A 17,335-nucleotide genomic window follows, 5' to 3' on the forward strand; every position below is an offset into this window, starting at 1 on the left:
ATACTTAACCAGGCCCTTAACTAGTAAGGTATCTAAAGAGGTCATCATCAACAGGGCTTATAAATTCAAAATCAATTTCGACTGCTTTTTCAAACTGCCCATTTGATCTTGGAATTTGGCACTCATGAACTGTCTGCAAAAGCGGCCTTGCCTGACCAACAAAATAAGAACTAGTTTCCTTTTCAGCATCGGATTTTTTAATGAAAACGTAAATTTCCAGACCATTAGCCTCATAGTTTAAAAGGGCCTCAATTTCAGGACTTTTAAGACTCCTTTTGGCCTTGGAAAACCAATTTATCCTATTTTTTCCGGTAAATCTATTCTCATAAAGAGTCTGAGTACTTGATAATTCATCAACTCTTGACATGGTGATAAAGATCATCATTTTTTTCTTATCTGGCCGAATTTTGTAACCTGCAATGGCTAAATCCACCTCCTGGTGGTCAAAATTAAGAAAACGGGTAACATCCCTCTTATCGTATTTCTGAGCGGGAGTGAAGGCCTTCTTATTGTCAAAATCCTTATTTTTATAAAGGGCAAGGGTTAAATAATCCTCAAAAGACTCCCTGAACAGTTGATTTTTCAAGGCACTTACAAGAAAAATGCTTGGACTGATAATTCCTGCTAAGTCATTATAATCTATCAAAGGAATAGAATAGGTTTTGGCATAGTTAGAAACCCAGAAGGACATATCTAGAACCTTAATTAGAGTTCTAAAAGTTTCATCATCCATCAGGACCTGTTCATGCTCGCAAACCTCTAAAAATTCTTCTTTTCCTAACTCATCTTTCCTTAGAAATGATTGTAAGAGAAGGAGCTCACCTTTTGACTTTCCAGCTAAAAGCTCCCGGCCCATAAAACGGAGGATACTTGTTTCATCAAAACTTAATTGAGGAATAGATGGTTCAAGCTTGGCTAAAAACCCTGGATAAGTGTCATACCTAGTTGCTAGAGTATAGGTACTGGCCTCACCCAAGTATTCAAAATCCATAAGTTTTGGAATACGACCAACCCTATTTTTGAGATTGAGGTAGGCATCCCGCAAGAATTTCATGCTGTCTAGCTTGGCACTATTAATAGACTCATAAATTCTTTTTCTTGCAACCTCTTCGAAATTTATGGTCGAAAGGCCTGGAGTGTAGTCACTTGAAAACAAGTCATACCTCAAACTATCCTTACTGCTAGATTTATGACCTGATAAGGCCATAGGAATCAAATAATTATTTTTATAATTTCCAATAAAATCAAGTACAACTACATAATCCTTAGTTGGCGAAAGTCTAAGTCCTCGCCCCAGTTGCTGGATAAAGATAATACTTGATTCAGTATTTCTTAGCATGACCACCTGATTGACCTTTGGAATATCAATTCCCTCATTGAAGATATCCCTGCTAATAATATAGTCAAGCTCTCCCTTTTCTAGGGCCTCAACCGTTTTAACCCTCTTACTAGTACTATCACTAGCTGAAAGGGCGCAAGTCCTGTAACCGCGCATATTTAAAAGCTTACTTAAGCTCTCACCTTCCTTGACTGATGAACAGAAAATTAATCCACAAGTCTGTTCTGCTGAACTGCCATAATAATCTAATTTTGCAGTAATATGGTCAATTCTTTCCTCATTTAGAAGATCCTTCAAGGGACTCTTCTCATCAATCACCTGTCCGTCACAAGTATAGTCTGAGACTCCGTAATAATGAAAGGGTGTTAAAAGTCCCTGGTCCAAGGCATCTTCCAGGCGAATTTCATGGGCAATATTATAGTCAAAAAGCTCAAAAATATTGGAATCATCATTTCTTTCAGGGGTTGCTGTCATTCCTAGAAGAAAGTCTGGTGTAAAATAATCAAGAACCTTTAAGTAGGAATCAGATCCTGCCCTATGGGCTTCATCAATAATAATATAGTCAAAACGATCTCTAGTAAAATCAAGAAGATTTTCCCCCTTTGATAAGGACTGAACGGTCGCAAATAGATAGGGTTTATTAACATCTTTTGTCTGAGAAGAGTAAAATCCGTAATCCGAAGGTCGGCCGCCTACAAGCTTTTGAATGGTCGCCATAGCATCCCGTAAAATCTGTTCCCTATGAACCACAAAAAGGAAGCGCCGGGGTTTATATTTATCTAAATCAAAGGCAGAAAGGTAGGTCTTACCCGTTCCTGTTGCAGCTATTAAAAGAGCTTTTTTTAGGCCCTTGGAACGTGAATCTTCAAGACCTTTTAAGGCCCTAAGCTGCATCACATTAGGGCTGATTTTAACTTCACTATCAGGTAATTCAGCGGGTAATTTCAAAGTCTTTTCTAGGGGCTTGTAATTTTTTTGATAGCTATCAATAAAGTCTTGATCTAAGTCAATTGACTCTTGCCAGAGATCTTCAAAAGACTGGTCCATCTGCCTAGCAAAATCACTGCTCGCATCTTTTTTGATCAGAGTGTTCCACTCTAAATTAGTCTTTAAGGCTGTCTCAGTAAGATTGGATGAGCCAGTCAAATAGCTTCTATAATTGCAATTGCCTTTTACGAAGCTGTAGCTCTTCAGATGAAAACCGTCCTGGAGATTTATGCGTACATGCAAATTAGGTATTTTTTTAAGTTCCCTAAAAACTTGTGGGCTATTAAAGGCCAAGTAGGTTGATGTTACGAGGCGACCATGGATTCCAGCATCATTTAAGTCTGAAAGGGCACTTTTTATCATGGCAAGGCCAGACATGGTCACAAAGGCAACAGCAATAGTAAAACTTTGACAGTCTCTTAATTCAGCCAGCAGACTGGCAAGAACTGTCTCGTGTGTATTTTTTTTATTAGTAATAAGGGCAGGTTCAAATTCAGCTCTTTCAGCTGACTGAGAAAAACTAGTCCCCAAATTCAAGTCATTGTCCATCTCTACTATCTTAACAAGAAGGAGCAAAAAAATCCACAAATAAGAAATAAAATAAGAAAAAACCCTGGATTTCCAGGGTTTTTATTGTTTTATAGGCTTTCAAGCTCAGCAATGCGGGCTACAGTTGTATCAAATTTGTTTTGGTAGTCGGCCTGTTTATCTTTTTCCTTTTGGACGATTTCAGGTTTTGCGTTGGCCACAAAGCGCTCGTTTGAAAGTTTCTTAGAAACCATGCCAAGCTCTTTTTCCCACTTGTCTTTTTCCTTGTTCAGACGAATAATTTCGTCTTCGATGTTGATCAGGTCAGCCAGTGGCAGGTAGATTTCAGCGTCAGATAGAATTGAAGTCATAGCTTTTGCTGGAACCTCTAAGTTAGACGATATTTCAAGGGTTTCAGGGTTTGTAAAACGACGGAGGTAGTTTTCGTTTGCCTTGAAAAAGCCTTCAATTTCAGGGTTTTTAGCCTTGATTAAAATGGTGATTGGCTTACTTGGAGCAACGTTAACCTCACTACGTGAATTACGGACGCTTCTGATAACCTCTTTAAGAACCTCAACCCCATGAGCTGATTCTGCATCTGTGAACTCAGGGCGAACTGTTGGGTAGACAGCAGTTACAAGAGTAGCTTCAGTGTGCGGGATGTTTTCGAAGATTTCTTCAGTAACAAAAGGCATGATTGGGTGAAGGAGGCGAAGGATTTGGTCAAGAACGTGAGTTAGGACGCTTCTTGTAACCTCTTTTTCCTCTTCATTGTCCCCGTAAAGAACCTCTTTTGTAAGCTCAATGTACCAGTCAGCGAACTCGTCCCAGATGAAGTTATAAAGGGCGCGACCAGCTTCACCAAACTCAAACTTGTCAAAGTTTTCGGTAACTTTTTCAATTGTTTCGTTCAGGCGAGTTAGGATCCAGCGGTCAGTAACGTTACCTGCAGTGCGGTTGGCTACTTTTTCAAGGTTGGCTGCAATCTCTTCAACTGTCAGGTCTTCATTGTTCATGATGATGTAACGGCTGACGTTCCAGATCTTGTTGATGAAGTTCCAGGCAGCATCCATCTTCTCATAAGAGAAACGAACGTCTTGACCAGGGGCTGATCCGTTTGATAGGAACCAACGAAGGGCATCTGCCCCGTATTTTTCAATAACATCCATTGGGTCAATCCCGTTCCCAAGAGACTTAGACATCTTACGGCCTGACTCATCACGGATAAGTCCGTGGATAAGGGTGTTCTTGAATGGAGCTTTTCCTGTAAACTCAAGAGACTGGAAGATCATACGGCTCACCCAGAAGAAGATGATGTCATAACCTGTAACCAAAGTATTAGTTGGGAAGTAACGCTTAAAGTCTTCAGACTCTTCATCTGGCCAACCCATAGTTGAAAATGGCCATAGGGCACTTGAGAACCAAGTGTCTAAGACATCTGGATCTTGTTCCCAGTTTTCGGCGTCAGCTGGTGCTTCCATACCAACGTACATCTCTCCAGTTTCCTTATGGTACCAAGCTGGAATTTGGTGACCCCACCAAAGTTGGCGTGAGATTACCCAGTCGTGGACATTGTCCATCCATTGTAGGAAGGTATCGTTAAAACGTTCTGGGAAAAAGTTAACCTTGTCGTCAGTTTCCTGATTTTTAACGGCGTTCGCAGCCAGTTCTTCCATCTTAACAAACCATTGGGTTGATAGACGGGCCTCAACTGGAACTCCAGTACGCTCAGAATGTCCAACACTGTGGACAATCGGTTCGATTTTTACCAGGTTTCCGCTCTCTTTTAGTTTTTCGATGACAGCTTTTCTTGCCTCGAAGCGGTCAAGTCCGTCCAAGTCTCCTGCAAGTTCATTCATACTTCCATCAGGATTCATAACATTAACCTGTGGAAGATTGTGGCGACGGCCGACCTCAAAGTCATTAGGGTCGTGGGCTGGTGTGATCTTAACTACCCCAGTTCCAAATTCTGGATCAGCGTGCTCGTCACCGACAATCGGGATTGGCTTATTAACAAGTGGTAGGATTACATTTTGTCCAATAAAATCCTTGTAGCGAGGGTCTTCTGGGTTTACAGCAACGGCAACGTCCCCAAACATTGTTTCTGGACGGGTTGTCGCAACTTCAAGACTTCCTTGACCGTTTTCAAGCTCATAGGTCATGTGGTAGAAGGCACCTTCAACGTCCTTGTGGATTACCTCGATGTCGCTAAGTGCTGTGCGGGCAGCTGGATCCCAATTGATGATGTATTCTGCGCGGTAAATAAGCCCCTTATTATAAAGATTTACAAAGACCTTGCGGACTGCCTCAGAGAGACCTGCATCTAAAGTAAAACGTTCACGTGAGTAGTCAAGTGAAAGTCCTAGTTTACCCCACTGTTCTTTAATGGTAGCGGCATATTCATCCTTCCATTCCCAGACTTTTTCTATGAATTTTTCACGTCCAAGGTCATATCTTGTAATTCCGTCTTCACGCAGGCGTTCTTCAACTTTGGCCTGAGTGGCAATCCCTGCGTGGTCCATACCTGGAAGCCATAAAGTGTCAAAGCCTTGCATCCGTTTTTGGCGGATAATCATGTCTTGTAGGGTTGTATCCCAGGCATGTCCAAGGTGGAGCTTACCTGTTACATTTGGTGGTGGAATTACGATGCTGTAAGGTTCAGCATTCACGTCACCTGATGGTTTGAAGACGTCTGCTTCAAGCCATTTTTCATAGCGTCCTGCTTCAACTTCTTGTGGATTGAATTTTGTCGAAAGTTCAGTCATAATTTATCCTCTTATATTTTATTTGAGTTTTTCAGGTATTTGAGAGTAGCAAAAAGCACCCCAACCGAGTCAGGGTGCTTCCGCACGGTACCACCTGTATTGCAGTTTCCTGCCACTCATTTATTAACTTATTTAGACACAAGCTACCTTCCTTTACCTTCAATAGAACCTTTCAGCAACCAGTTCCTCTCTTGAATTTCCGAATAAAGTACTCCTCTTGATTTTTCTAGTTTAGCAAATTTACCTACTAATTACAAGCAAGCAACTAATAGTTAAGCATATCCATTAAACCATCTGGTAGATCATGAAAACCTTTGCCTGCATGAAGATTTGCAAACTTCATCAGTAAAAATTGGTAGGCATCAAGACGGCTTTCATAACGGATAACTGCTTCACGAGCTCGCTCGTCACCTTCGTCTGCCACTTTTTGAGCTTCTTTAACAGCCATTTCATTAACCTTTACTTGGGTTTCAACCCATTCTTCAAACTCTTTTAAAAATTCTTGTTCGTAAGTCATTTTTTCTCCAAATCTATTCTTAACTATCTAATAAGCACTGGTAGGCCAGACGCTTACCTTCAAATTTAACCACACCCTGGTACTTAAAACCTACTTTAAGTAGGGCTGCCTGCATGATTTTATTAGCAGGATGGGTATCTACCCTTATGTCTTCAAAACCTTTGCTACTAGCTAGGGAAAAGATATTTGACCACATGTAGGACATAAGGCCTTGGCCCCTGAAGCTATCATGGATTGCAATTCTATGGACACTAAGGTATCTTTTATCCCCCTGCCACTTACCTTCTGTTATCTTCTCGTAGGCTTCTTCAGGTCCTTCAATCACTACGCAGTAACCAGCTAACTGATTATTTACTAAAAGAATATAAGGGCTAGTATGACTTGCATCCAGATCCATTTGAATATCATCTCTTGAAGGGTATTCACCCTGCCACTGGTCTATTCCTTGATCTTTAAGGAAAATGCGAGCACCTTCTATAAGCTCCATTATTTGTAAAATATCTTCCTGCCTAGCTGGTCTTAAATATATCATTATCTACCTCTTTGTAAGCTTAACAACGGCCTCTGTACGGCTAGTTTGCGGAAACATATCCACGGACTGGATATATTCAATCTTATAGGCCTGAGCAAGTTTTACCAAATCACGCGCAAGGGTCGAAACATTACAGGAAACATAAACCATTTTACTAGGCCTGTACTTAAGGATTACATCAAGTAGTTTATCATCAACACCTGTTCTTGGTGGGTCAACAATCAAAGCATCAGCCCGGAAGCCTTCAGAATACCATTTTGGAATAATATCCTCAGCTGCTCCCACCTCATAATGAGTATTATCAAAGCCTAGATTTTGAGCATTCTTTTTGGCATCTTCAATCCCTTGGGGAATGATGTCCATGCCCCTTACAGATTTAACTCGTCCTGCAAAGGCTAGACCAATGGTCCCAACTCCGCAATAGGCATCAATTATATTATCATCTTTTCCTACATCAAGAGCCTTCACAGCCTCTCCATATAAGGTATTGGTCTGTTTACTGTTAAGCTGGTAAAAGGCCCTCGGACTTAGAGAAAATTCATAATCAAGAACTCCCTCTTCAATTGTTTCCTGCCCCCAGAGAAGCTCTGTCTTCTCCCCGTAAATTTCACTTGTCTTTCTAACATTAATATTTAGAGCAATTGTCCTAATCTCAGGATTTTCTTTGACCAGATCGGCAATTAGAGAACTTAAATTTAAATTTTTACTACTAATAAAGACCAGCTGAACCTGATTACTCTTTTGACCATGACGAATCATCACTGTCCTTAAGCCTTGATTTTTCCTCTCATCATAAAGACTAATCTTGCATTTTTCAATTAGTCTTCTAACATCATTTAGGATCTTTTGAGTAAGTTTGTCCTGAACCAGGCAGTCATCAATATCAATAAGCCTGTGGCTATTTTCAGCATAAAGGCCTGCTAGAACCTTACCTGAAAATTCCCTGGTTTGGAATTGAAGTTTATTTCTATAATGCCAAGGATTATCCATCCCCTTGGTTGCCTTCAAATCATAAGATTCAAAACCTTCTGGCTTAAATTTATTTAAGGCCTGACGTAGAATGTCCCTCTTATACTCAAGTTGAGCTGGATAGGCGAGATGCATGATTTGACAACCTCCACAAGTTGAATAAACCTTGCAGGCTGGAACCACCCTATTTTTTGATTTTTTATTAATCTTTACGATTTTTGCTTCAACATAATTTTTTTTAACTAAGGTAATCTGAGAAAAAACCTCTTCACCCTTTAGGGCACCGCGAACAAACACTGTCTGTCCCTTGTAATTTCCGATACCTTCACCATTAATTCCCATTTTTTTTATTTTCAAAGGAATTTTTTGACCTGCTTTTAAATATACCATATAGAAATTATAACAAATGGATAGGTAGCAAGCTAGTTTTTTACAAATTTAATCTAAGAATTGACCCTTAATTTGCATGTTAATTTTTTATCAAAATTTCCCAAGTTCTCAATATTGGTAGCGCAACCATTGCCGCCATAAAAACCTTTACCAGGAATTTTAAAAGTGCAAAATTGTTGCTAAAAAATTTACTTTTGTGTAAGATATAACTATCTTAAAGAATTTAGAGGAAAAGCGATGAGAACTGTTATTATCGGTACCAACCATGCTGGTATTGCGGCTGCAAATACCCTTTTAGATAACTATCCCGATCAAGAAGTTGTAATGATTGATCGCAATTCTAACTTAAGTTACCTAGGTTGTGGGACTGCCCTTTGGGTTGGTCGTCAAATCGATGGTTACGAAGGTTTATTTTATACCAATGAAGAAACCTTTATTCATAAGGGCGCTGAAATCCATATGGAAACAGTTGTTGACCGCATCGATTTCGATAATAAAAAGGTCTATACTACAAATCTTGATGGTAAGGAAAGCATCATAGACTACGATAAACTAGTACTAGCGACTGGATCTCGTCCTATTATCCCAAATATTCCTGGAAAAGACTTGGAAGGTCTCCACTTCCTAAAACTCTTCCAAGAAGGGCAAGAAGTTGATAAAGATTTAAGCCGTGATGAGGTCAAAACTGTAGCTGTTATTGGTGCAGGTTATATCGGTGTTGAAATTGCAGAAGCTGCTCGCCGCCGCGGGAAAAATGTTCTTTTATTTGACGCTGCAACTACCTCTCTTGCTTCATACTACGATGAAGACTTTGCCAAACTTATGGATAAAAATCTTGAAGACAATGGAATTGAACTTCATTTTGGTGAACTAGCTACAGCTTATGAAGGAGACAAGCGAGTTGAACGTTTAGTAACTGACAAGGGCAGCTATGATGTCGATATGGTGATAAATGCTATTGGATTTACTGCTAATGCAGCCCTTGGTGCAGACAAGCTTGAAACTTTTACAAACGGAGCATATTTAGTCGATAAGCACCAACAAACAAGTAATCCAGATGTTTACGCTGTTGGGGACTGTGCTACCATCTACTCAAATGCCCTCCAAGATACTACCTATATTGCCCTTGCATCAAATGCTGTTCGTTCAGGACTTGTTGCTGGTCACAATATTGGAGGTACTGAGGTTGATGCTATTGGGGTACAGGGATCAAATGGAATCTCAATTTTCGGTCTAGATCTTGTATCTACCGGTCTATCTGTCAAGGCAGCAGAACGTTTTGGCTTTGAAGTTCTCTCAACTGAATATGAAGATTTACAAAAACCTGAATTTATCAAGGAAGGTAATGCCATGGTTAAGATAAAGATTGTTTATGATAAAAACAATCGCCGTATCTTAGGAGCACAGCTTGCTTCAACCTATGACATTTCAGCTAATATCCACATGTTTAGCTTGGCTATTCAGGAAGGTCTAACAATTGATAAACTTAAACTTTTAGACATTTTCTTCCTACCTCACTTCAACCAACCATACAACTACATTACAATGGCTGCTTTATCTGCAGAATAATCAAGAAATCACTACCAGTTAGTCAATTGGTGGTGATTTTTTTTGACAAAATTAAAATAGGAATAGAAAAAAATTTTTCCATTCCTATTCCACAAAAACAAATACAATACTCTATCTTAAATTAAAACAAGTATCGACGGTGTACAAAGCCGTAAGGAAATTATAGCATATTTTATAGCCAATGTGTCATTTTAATTACAATATTTCAAATTTTTTTACAAAATATAACAAATGTATCATTAGAAAGCTGCTCAAACCCATTTATATCACTTTCAAACAAATAATAACTATTTAAGCTCTTTTTTCGTATAATATAGCATATGATAAAAATTATAAAAATCGAAAAGAAAAAAAGACTATACAAGGTAGAATTTGATAAATCTGAAACCATCTATGTCACAGAAGATACCATCGTAAGGTACATGATGTCAAAGGGTTCTGAATTTTCAGAGGCTGACCTTAAAGAAATTACCGACTTTGCCAATTTTTCCAGGGAGAAGAATCTTGCCATCTACTATATTAGCTTTAAAATGCGAACTAAGATGGAGGTTATTCTTTACCTAAAAGAGCATAAAATAGACAACCACCAAATCGCAAAGATCATAACCAGCTTAGAAGAAAGTAAATACATTAATGATGAGAACTACACCGAATCCTTCATTAATTCTAAGATTAATAGTCAAGGTACGGGGCCCCAACAAATCAAACAAAAACTACTGGCAAAGGGGATTTCAAGGGACCTTGTTGAAAGTAAATTAGCTGACCTCCTTGGCTATGACAAACAACTCGAACTAGCCCAGGAGCTGGCTGAAAAATTAGTCATGCAAAAGTATCAAAAATTACCCCTAAAAATGCTTAAAATAAAAATAAGCCAAAACCTTATTAATAAAGGTTTCAGCTATGATATTGCTAAGGAGGCGTTAACTGCTTTAGATTTAGAGAGTGATTCCCAAATAGAAGACGAGCTCTTTGAAAAAGACTTCAATAAAATCCTAAAGAGATATCAAAATAAATATACAGGCTACGACTTAAAACAGAGGATAACAGCTGCCCTTGCCCGAAAAGGTTATGACTTTGATCTAATAAATAGAAACTTAAGAGAATTTGACTTTTAGAATCAATCAAAATAAGGAATCAGCCTTCTTATTTCCTCTTCTGTCAGTTCACGAAAATAACCGACTGCCAAATCAGGATCCAAATTCAAGGGACCAAATTTAATTCGCTTTAATTCCAAAACAAGCTTACCCCTAGCCAGAAACATTTTTCGCACCTGGCGATTTTTCCCTTCAGATATCTGAACCTGGGCCTCATGAGTGGATTTAAGATCAAGATATGCTTCCTTTAATCTGACGTCACCATCAATTGTGACCCCCTCTTTAAAGGCGATTACATCATCTGGACTTAAAGCTTCCTTGGTCTTTACCTGATAAATTTTATCAACATGATTTTCTGGATTAAGCATCCTTCGTCCTAAAGGACCATTATCAGTTAGTAGGAGGAGGCCCGTTGTCCAAAAATCAAGGCGACCAACTGAATATAAATCCTTCTGACTAGTGTCTCCTAGTAGATCAAAAACTGTAGGATGCTTGTCGTCTTTATTAGCACAGACGGTTTGAACTGGCTTATTTAACATGTAATAGCTGTGGGGCCAAAAATCAATAAGACAACCATTATAGGTAACCTCTTGTACCCTACTATCAACATTTTGACTTATCTTATAGGCTGTATGGCCATCAATTAGGACCAATCCCTTTTTAATGGCCTGCCTTGCCTCTTTTTTATTAATTTCTTGCGTTTTAATTAATAATTCATCAATTCTCAATCTCTTTACTTGACCTTTTTTTCCCTTTAATATATTCTAATACTACATTTTAAACAATTTACAGATAAAATAAAAGGGGGAAATTGAGATGGCTTTTACGAACACAACCAGCCGGGCTGCAAGCTTCGGTATCGCTTCAAGTTTGCCAAGTCAAGTTATTGATACTTTCTGGTATATTATAGACAATAACTTGAAGGGAGTCTTTGTTTTAGAGTCTCTAATTAATTTTGAGCTCGTTGATGATGATAACTACTTAAGTATCGTCTTTTCTCAAGACGGTTCCCCCGATAAAATTAAATTTGATTTCAACTATCCGTTTAATAAAAGTTGGCCAACAGACATTCACGTCATTGACCGAATGGGACGTGAAACAGTCCTTCTTCCAAGTGAGATGTAGTAAAAAGAACCTATCTAGTAGATAGGTTCTTTTTTATTGATTAATATAATTCTCCAAAGGATAATTTTTCAAAGTAAGCTGGATCAAGTTTAACCTGTTCTACTGCTACACCCATTTGATCAATTAACTTACTGGCATAGGCATCATTTCTATAGTCATTTAGGTAGTAAATTTTCTTAATACCTGCTTGAAGAATAGCCTTGGTACATGGAAGACAAGGAAAATGAGTCACATAAATTTCTGCCCCTTCAGTTGAGATACCAAATTTAGCACACTGCAAAAGGGCATTCATTTCAGCATGGATGGTTCTAATACAGTGACCATCGACCACATAACATCCCTCATCTATACAGTGGTCATCTCCTTTAACAGAACCATTATAGCCACCTGCAATTATCCTTGAATCTTTAACAAGGGCTGCTCCCACCTCAAGTCTAGTACAGGTACTTCGAAGGGATAAAAGTAAAACCTGGGCAATAAAATACTGGTTCCAAGGGATACGCTTATTTTTTTCAGTCGCCATTATCCTACATCCTTTCAAATTTATTTAATTTTAGCTAATTCTAGTTAACTTCATTATTTAACAAAAAAGAACCAGCAAAGCTGGCCCTCATTTATTACTTTTTAGTTTTCGTCATTTGCAACGAATGGAAGTAAAGCCATAACACGTGCACGTTTGATAGCGTTAACTACTTTACGTTGGTTTTTAGCTGAAGTTCCAGTTACACGACGAGGTAAAATTTTACCACGTTCGCTGATGAAACGTTTTAAAAGTTCAGTGTCTTTGTAATCAACATGTTCGATTTTATTAGCTGCGATAAAATCAACTTTTTTGCGACGTTTGAATCCGCCACGACGTTGTTGAGCCATATTATTTCTCCTTATATTATATTTTTCTACATCCAAGTATGCTTATACTTAAAATGGTAGGTCATCATCTGAAATATTCATCGGATTTCCGCCACCGAAAGGATCTGAATCATTTCGACCGAAATCAGGAATTTTAACATCTGATGCACCGTAAGAGTTATTATTCATCTCTGAGGCTTGGTATCCCCCATTTGATGAACCATAAGCATTATTGTTTACCTGCGGAGCCTGATAGCCTCCGCCTGATGACGGGCCACCTTGACTCTCGCGTACTGCACGACTTTCAAGGAAACTTACATTGTCAGCAACTACTTCTGTTACATACACACGCTGACCTTGCTGGTTTTCATAATTACGAGTTTGGATTCTTCCAGTTACACTAAGAAGATTTCCTTTTTTCGCACCGAAACGAGCCAAGAATTCTGCCGTATTTCTCCACGCAACAACGTTGATGAAATCCGCATCATATTCACCCTTTTGGTTTTTAAAATTACGAGTAACAGCCAGGGTAAAGCTTGCATTTGATTGTCCATTAGCAGTCTGACGAAGTTCAATATCCTTAGTCAAACGTCCCACTAGCACTACGTTATTAATCATATAAGATGGTCCTCCTATGATCTACTAAAATAGAATTAAGCTTCTACCTTAACGATCATGTGACGAAGAATGTCGCCGTTGATTTTAGCAAGACGATCAAATTCGCTTGTTGCTGCTGCGTCTGTAGCTGCTTCGATATTTACAATGTGGTATAAACCTTCATTGAAGTTTTTGATTTCGTAAGCAAGACGACGTTTTTCCCAGTCTTTTGATTCGATAATAGTAGCACCATTATCAGTCAAAATCCCATCAAAACGCTCAACTAGAGCTTTTTTAGCTTCCTCATCAATGTTTGGACGGATAATATAAAGAATTTCGTACTTAGTCATTGAATTTTTTCCTCCTCTTTTGGTCTAATGACGTCCTGTATTTCCAGGACGTAAGTGAGGTATACTCACAGACCACCATTATATCAATAAATGATCAAAAAGGCAAGCTCTTTTATAAAAAAATCCTCCCAATTATGGAAGGATTTGTTGACTAAAAGAGTCCTAAGATAAATTTAATGGCTGCATAAGCAAGAAGAATTAAACCAAGGACAATCCGGTACTTCCCGAAAATAGTAAAATCATGCTTCTTGATGTAATCCATAAGGAATTTAATAACCACAACTGAAACGACAAAGGCCGTAAAACTTGCAATAAGAAGAACTAAAAACTCTTTCCCTGAAAGTGTTTCCCCGTTTTTAATAAACTTAAGGACCTTAATAGCCGATCCACCAAACATGGCTGGAATGGCCAAGAAGAAGGTAAATTCAGCCGCAACGTAACGGCTGGCCCCAAGAATTATAGCTCCTAAAATAGTAACTCCGCTCCTACTAGTACCTGGCATAAGGGCCAGAACCTGGAAAATTCCAATATAGAAGGCAAAAAGGTAAGGCATTTTATTTAGGCTGGTTACTGTAGGTATTTGACTCTTAGCCCATTTTTCAACATAGATAAAGGCAAAACCATATAAAATAAGCATGAGGGCAACACTTACAAAGTTATAAAAATGTGCCTCAAACCAGTCGTCAAGCTTGATTCCAACAATTGCAGCAGGAATGGAAGCAATTAAGACCTTAACCCACAAGCGCCAAGTATTTCTTTTTTCGATATAATTTTTCTTAGCATCAAAGGGATTTAGCTTATCAAAAAAGATAAGTACCACTGCCATAATCGCCCCCAACTGAATTACGACATTAAACATGGATTTAAAAGCTTCACTTGCATTTAACTTTACAAATTCTTCCGCCAAGATCAAGTGCCCCGTACTTGAAATTGGTAGCCATTCGGTAATTCCTTCAATAATTCCTAAAAAAATTGCCTTGAGTATCTCTAACATAAAACTCCAATCTATAAAAAAATTTTTATTGTAACTATTATAACAAACTGCCTTCTGTATAGCTATTTAAATTTTTTTCTGGTCTAAACAAGTAAACTTCTTTTTTTCAGTCCACCTTTACTTATAGGTAAAATAATGCTAGAATCATCTGTATAATTAAATAAATATAGAGTTTAGAGGTTGCATCTTTTATTAAGCCTGTTGAGTTTTGTGGAACATTGACACAGGTCTAGGAAAAGTTGCCGAAAAAATCACCTGCCACCTCAGGTTATTTTTGGGTCGGATTGTAAATAACATCCGAACTGTCTTGGTTATCGGCCAAGTTGTGCTTTACTTACTTAATAAGCCTATTCTATCCTCTTCTTCCAAGGGGATTTTTCTATTTTTATTTAAAAATAATATTATTTTTAGGAGCTGTGATGAAAAAATTACTAAACATCCTACTACCACTTCTTGCAATCTTTGCCTTTTCTATAAGTGCACAGGCTGATCAAGGGGAATTTCGTGTAGGAATGGAAGCTGGTTATCCACCTTTTAACTGGACCCAGAAAACTGACGCCAATGGAGCTGTAAAAATCGATGGAAGCGACCAGTATGCTAATGGATACGATGTCCAAATTGCTAAAAAAATCGCTGACAAGCTGGATAAAAAACTTGTCATTGTAAAAACCAAGTGGGACGGTTTGGTACCTGCCCTAACTTCTGGAAAAATTGATGCCATCATTGCCGGGATGAGCCCGACAGCTGAAAGAAGAAAAGAAGTTGATTTTTCGGATAATTACTATACTAGTCATCTTGTTATTGTTGTTAATAAAAACGGAAAATATGCTGACGCAACTAAATTATCTGACTTTGCTGGTGCAAAAATCACTGCCCAACAGGGAACCTTCCACTATGATTTGATTTCTCAAATCCCAGGTGTACAAAAAGAACAAGCCATGTCAGACTTTTCTGCCATGCGTGTAGCCCTTCAATCAGGAACAATTGATGGATATGTTGGTGAGCGTCCTGAGGGAATCACAGCTCAAGCTGCTAACGATTCATTTAAAATGATTCAATTTGCTGATGGTGATGGTTTTGTTACTGATCCAGATGATACTCAAACTGCTGTTGGTGTCCGCAAGGGAGACAAAGACCTTCCAGTAATCAATCAGGTTCTCGCTTCAATCTCTGATGATGAGCGCACAAAGATTATGGATCAAATGACTGCCCTTCAAGATCACCCAGATAAAAAAACTGGTTGGTGGAATCAAGTATTTGCTATCGCCAAAGAAAATGGTAGTGAGTTTATTAAAGCTGCAGGAGTTACCCTTTATATTTCCTTAATCGGGACAATAATTGGGACCTTAATCGGACTTCTAATTGGAGTTTATAGAACTGCTCCAAAAGCTGCCAATGCAGTCCTTGCCTTCTTCCAAAAACTTCTAAACTGGATTATTAACATCTACATCGAAGTTTTCCGCGGAACTCCAATGATTGTACAGGCTATGGTTTTATATTACGGTACAGCTCAAGCCTTCGGAATCAACATGGACCGTACTCTTGCTGGTCTTGTAATCGTCTCAATCAATACAGGGGCCTACATGAGTGAGATTGTTCGTGGTGGTATCCTATCAGTTGACAAGGGACAATTTGAAGCTGCAAGTGCTCTTGGAATGAACCACTCACAAACAATGATTAAAATTGTTTTACCTCAGGTTATTAGAAACATCCTTCCTGCAACAGGTAACGAATTCGTAATCAACATTAAAGATACATCTGTTCTTAATGTAATCTCTGTAAGTGAGCTCTTCTTCCAAGGGAACACTGTAGCCCAACAAAATTACCAATACTTCCAAACATTTGCCATCATCTCAGTAATCTACTTTGTTCTAACATTTACTGTTACAAGAGTTCTAAGATTTGTTGAACGAAAACTTGATTCTGATACTCATACAACTGGGGCAAATCAAATGCAAGTGGGGGATAAAAAATAATGGCAGAAAAAGTATTAGAAATTAAACACCTAAAAAAATCATTTGGAGAAAATGAAGTTTTAAAAGATATTAGCATGAATATCAACAAGGGTGAGGTTATCTCAATCATTGGATCTTCAGGATCAGGTAAATCGACCTTCTTAAGATCAATTAACCTCCTTGAGGTTCCAAGTGGTGGTGAGATCCTTTACCACGGGGAAAATGTCCTACAAAAAGGATACGACCTTCCTAAATATAGAACTCATCTAGGTATGGTTTTCCAATCATTTAACCTTTTTGAAAACTTAAATGTCCTTGAAAATCTGATTGTTGCTCAAACAACAGTCCTAAAAAGAAACCGAGATGAGGCTAAGAAAATTGCCATTGCTAACCTTACAAAGGTTGGCATGGACGCTTTTGTAAATGCTAAGCCCCGTCAACTATCAGGAGGACAAAAGCAGCGTGTGGCAATTGCTCGTGCCCTTTCAATGAATCCTGAGGTTATTCTTTTTGATGAACCAACAAGTGCCCTTGACCCTGAAATGGTTGGAGAAGTTCTTGGTATTATGAAAGACGTTGCAAAATCAGGTATTACAATGGTCATTGTAACCCATGAGATGGAATTTGCCAGAGAAGTTTCTGACAAGGTAATCTTCATGGACAAGGGAGTGATCGCTGAGGAAGGTAACCCAGAAGACATCTTTACCAATCCAAAAGAAGAAAGAACCCGTGAGTTTCTATCACGTTATCTTAAATAAAAAGAAAAAAACCAAGT

General features: G+C 38.5%; 16 protein-coding genes and 1 riboswitch. Of the genes, 5 read left to right on the forward strand and 11 right to left on the reverse strand.

The window, feature by feature from the left end; translation table 11 throughout:
- Positions 1-16: 16 nt before the first annotated feature.
- The 5 genes from OZX60_05920 to rlmD form a co-directional block, all read right to left on the reverse strand.
- A complete protein-coding gene (locus tag OZX60_05920; GenBank protein ID WEV44968.1) occupies positions 17-2,902 on the reverse strand; it encodes a DUF3427 domain-containing protein in 2,886 nt (961 codons plus the stop codon).
- Between the two features lie 62 nt (positions 2,903-2,964).
- The gene (locus OZX60_05925) at positions 2,965-5,622 is read right to left on the reverse strand and encodes a valine--tRNA ligase (GenBank protein ID WEV45893.1); all 2,658 of its coding nucleotides are present in this window, start codon (positions 5,620-5,622) and stop codon (positions 2,965-2,967) included.
- A 262-nt stretch (positions 5,623-5,884) separates the two neighbouring features.
- Positions 5,885-6,136 carry a DUF1912 family protein gene (locus tag OZX60_05930; protein WEV44969.1) on the reverse strand — a complete coding sequence of 84 codons (252 nt, stop codon included), beginning with the start codon at positions 6,134-6,136 and terminating at the stop codon, positions 5,885-5,887.
- Positions 6,137-6,155: 19 nt separating this feature from the next.
- Positions 6,156-6,668 carry a GNAT family N-acetyltransferase gene (locus tag OZX60_05935; protein WEV44970.1) on the reverse strand — a complete coding sequence of 171 codons (513 nt, stop codon included), beginning with the start codon at positions 6,666-6,668 and terminating at the stop codon, positions 6,156-6,158.
- A gap of 3 nt (positions 6,669-6,671) precedes the next feature.
- Positions 6,672-8,027, reverse strand: coding sequence for a 23S rRNA (uracil(1939)-C(5))-methyltransferase RlmD (gene rlmD, locus OZX60_05940; protein ID WEV44971.1), 1,356 nt, complete (start codon positions 8,025-8,027; stop codon positions 6,672-6,674).
- 237 nt (positions 8,028-8,264) lie between these two features.
- Here rlmD and OZX60_05945 point away from each other — a divergent pair, with 237 nt between their 5' ends.
- The gene (locus tag OZX60_05945; protein ID WEV44972.1) at positions 8,265-9,596 is read left to right on the forward strand and encodes an FAD-dependent oxidoreductase; all 1,332 of its coding nucleotides are present in this window, start codon (positions 8,265-8,267) and stop codon (positions 9,594-9,596) included.
- A 320-nt stretch (positions 9,597-9,916) separates the two neighbouring features.
- Positions 9,917-10,711 carry a recombination regulator RecX gene (gene recX / locus OZX60_05950; protein ID WEV44973.1) on the forward strand — a complete coding sequence of 265 codons (795 nt, stop codon included), beginning with the start codon at positions 9,917-9,919 and terminating at the stop codon, positions 10,709-10,711.
- A gap of 2 nt (positions 10,712-10,713) precedes the next feature.
- Here recX and OZX60_05955 read toward each other — a convergent pair whose 3' ends face one another.
- On the reverse strand, positions 10,714-11,418 hold the full coding sequence (locus OZX60_05955) for a pseudouridine synthase (GenBank protein ID WEV44974.1): 705 nt from the start codon (positions 11,416-11,418) through the stop codon (positions 10,714-10,716).
- Between the two features lie 88 nt (positions 11,419-11,506).
- Here OZX60_05955 and OZX60_05960 point away from each other — a divergent pair, with 88 nt between their 5' ends.
- Positions 11,507-11,815: a DUF960 domain-containing protein gene (locus OZX60_05960; GenBank protein WEV44975.1), complete on the forward strand. Its 309-nt coding sequence runs from the start codon at positions 11,507-11,509 to the stop codon at positions 11,813-11,815.
- Positions 11,816-11,855: 40 nt separating this feature from the next.
- On the opposite strand, the gene OZX60_05965 is transcribed toward OZX60_05960, so the two are convergent.
- The 5 genes from OZX60_05965 to OZX60_05985 all read right to left on the reverse strand — a co-directional run bounded on the left by OZX60_05965 (position 11,856) and on the right by OZX60_05985 (position 14,605).
- A complete protein-coding gene (locus tag OZX60_05965) occupies positions 11,856-12,338 on the reverse strand; it encodes a ComE operon protein 2 (protein ID WEV44976.1) in 483 nt (160 codons plus the stop codon).
- A gap of 101 nt (positions 12,339-12,439) precedes the next feature.
- A complete protein-coding gene (rpsR, locus tag OZX60_05970) occupies positions 12,440-12,685 on the reverse strand; it encodes a 30S ribosomal protein S18 (GenBank protein ID WEV44977.1) in 246 nt (81 codons plus the stop codon).
- 48 nt (positions 12,686-12,733) lie between these two features.
- Positions 12,734-13,282 (reverse strand): single-stranded DNA-binding protein, encoded by a 549-nt coding sequence (gene ssb / locus OZX60_05975; protein WEV44978.1) that lies wholly within the window; start codon positions 13,280-13,282, stop codon positions 12,734-12,736.
- Between the two features lie 35 nt (positions 13,283-13,317).
- Positions 13,318-13,611: a 30S ribosomal protein S6 gene (rpsF, locus tag OZX60_05980; GenBank protein ID WEV44979.1), complete on the reverse strand. Its 294-nt coding sequence runs from the start codon at positions 13,609-13,611 to the stop codon at positions 13,318-13,320.
- 151 nt (positions 13,612-13,762) lie between these two features.
- Entirely contained in the window at positions 13,763-14,605 is an 843-nt protein-coding gene (locus OZX60_05985; protein WEV44980.1) for an undecaprenyl-diphosphate phosphatase, read from the reverse strand.
- Positions 14,606-14,771: 166 nt separating this feature from the next.
- Positions 14,772-14,944: riboswitch (Lysine riboswitch) on the forward strand.
- Between the two features lie 80 nt (positions 14,945-15,024).
- On the opposite strand from OZX60_05985, the gene OZX60_05990 reads away from it, so the two are divergent.
- Entirely contained in the window at positions 15,025-16,581 is a 1,557-nt protein-coding gene (locus OZX60_05990) for an ABC transporter permease subunit (GenBank protein ID WEV44981.1), read from the forward strand.
- Positions 16,581-17,318, forward strand: coding sequence for an amino acid ABC transporter ATP-binding protein (locus OZX60_05995; protein ID WEV44982.1), 738 nt, complete (start codon positions 16,581-16,583; stop codon positions 17,316-17,318). The genes OZX60_05990 and OZX60_05995 overlap by 1 nt, the downstream gene beginning before the upstream one ends.
- The last annotated feature ends 17 nt before the right edge of the window (positions 17,319-17,335 follow it).

The organism is Streptococcaceae bacterium ESL0687 (genome assembly GCA_029392475.1).
GTDB lineage: Bacteria > Bacillota > Bacilli > Lactobacillales > Streptococcaceae > Floricoccus.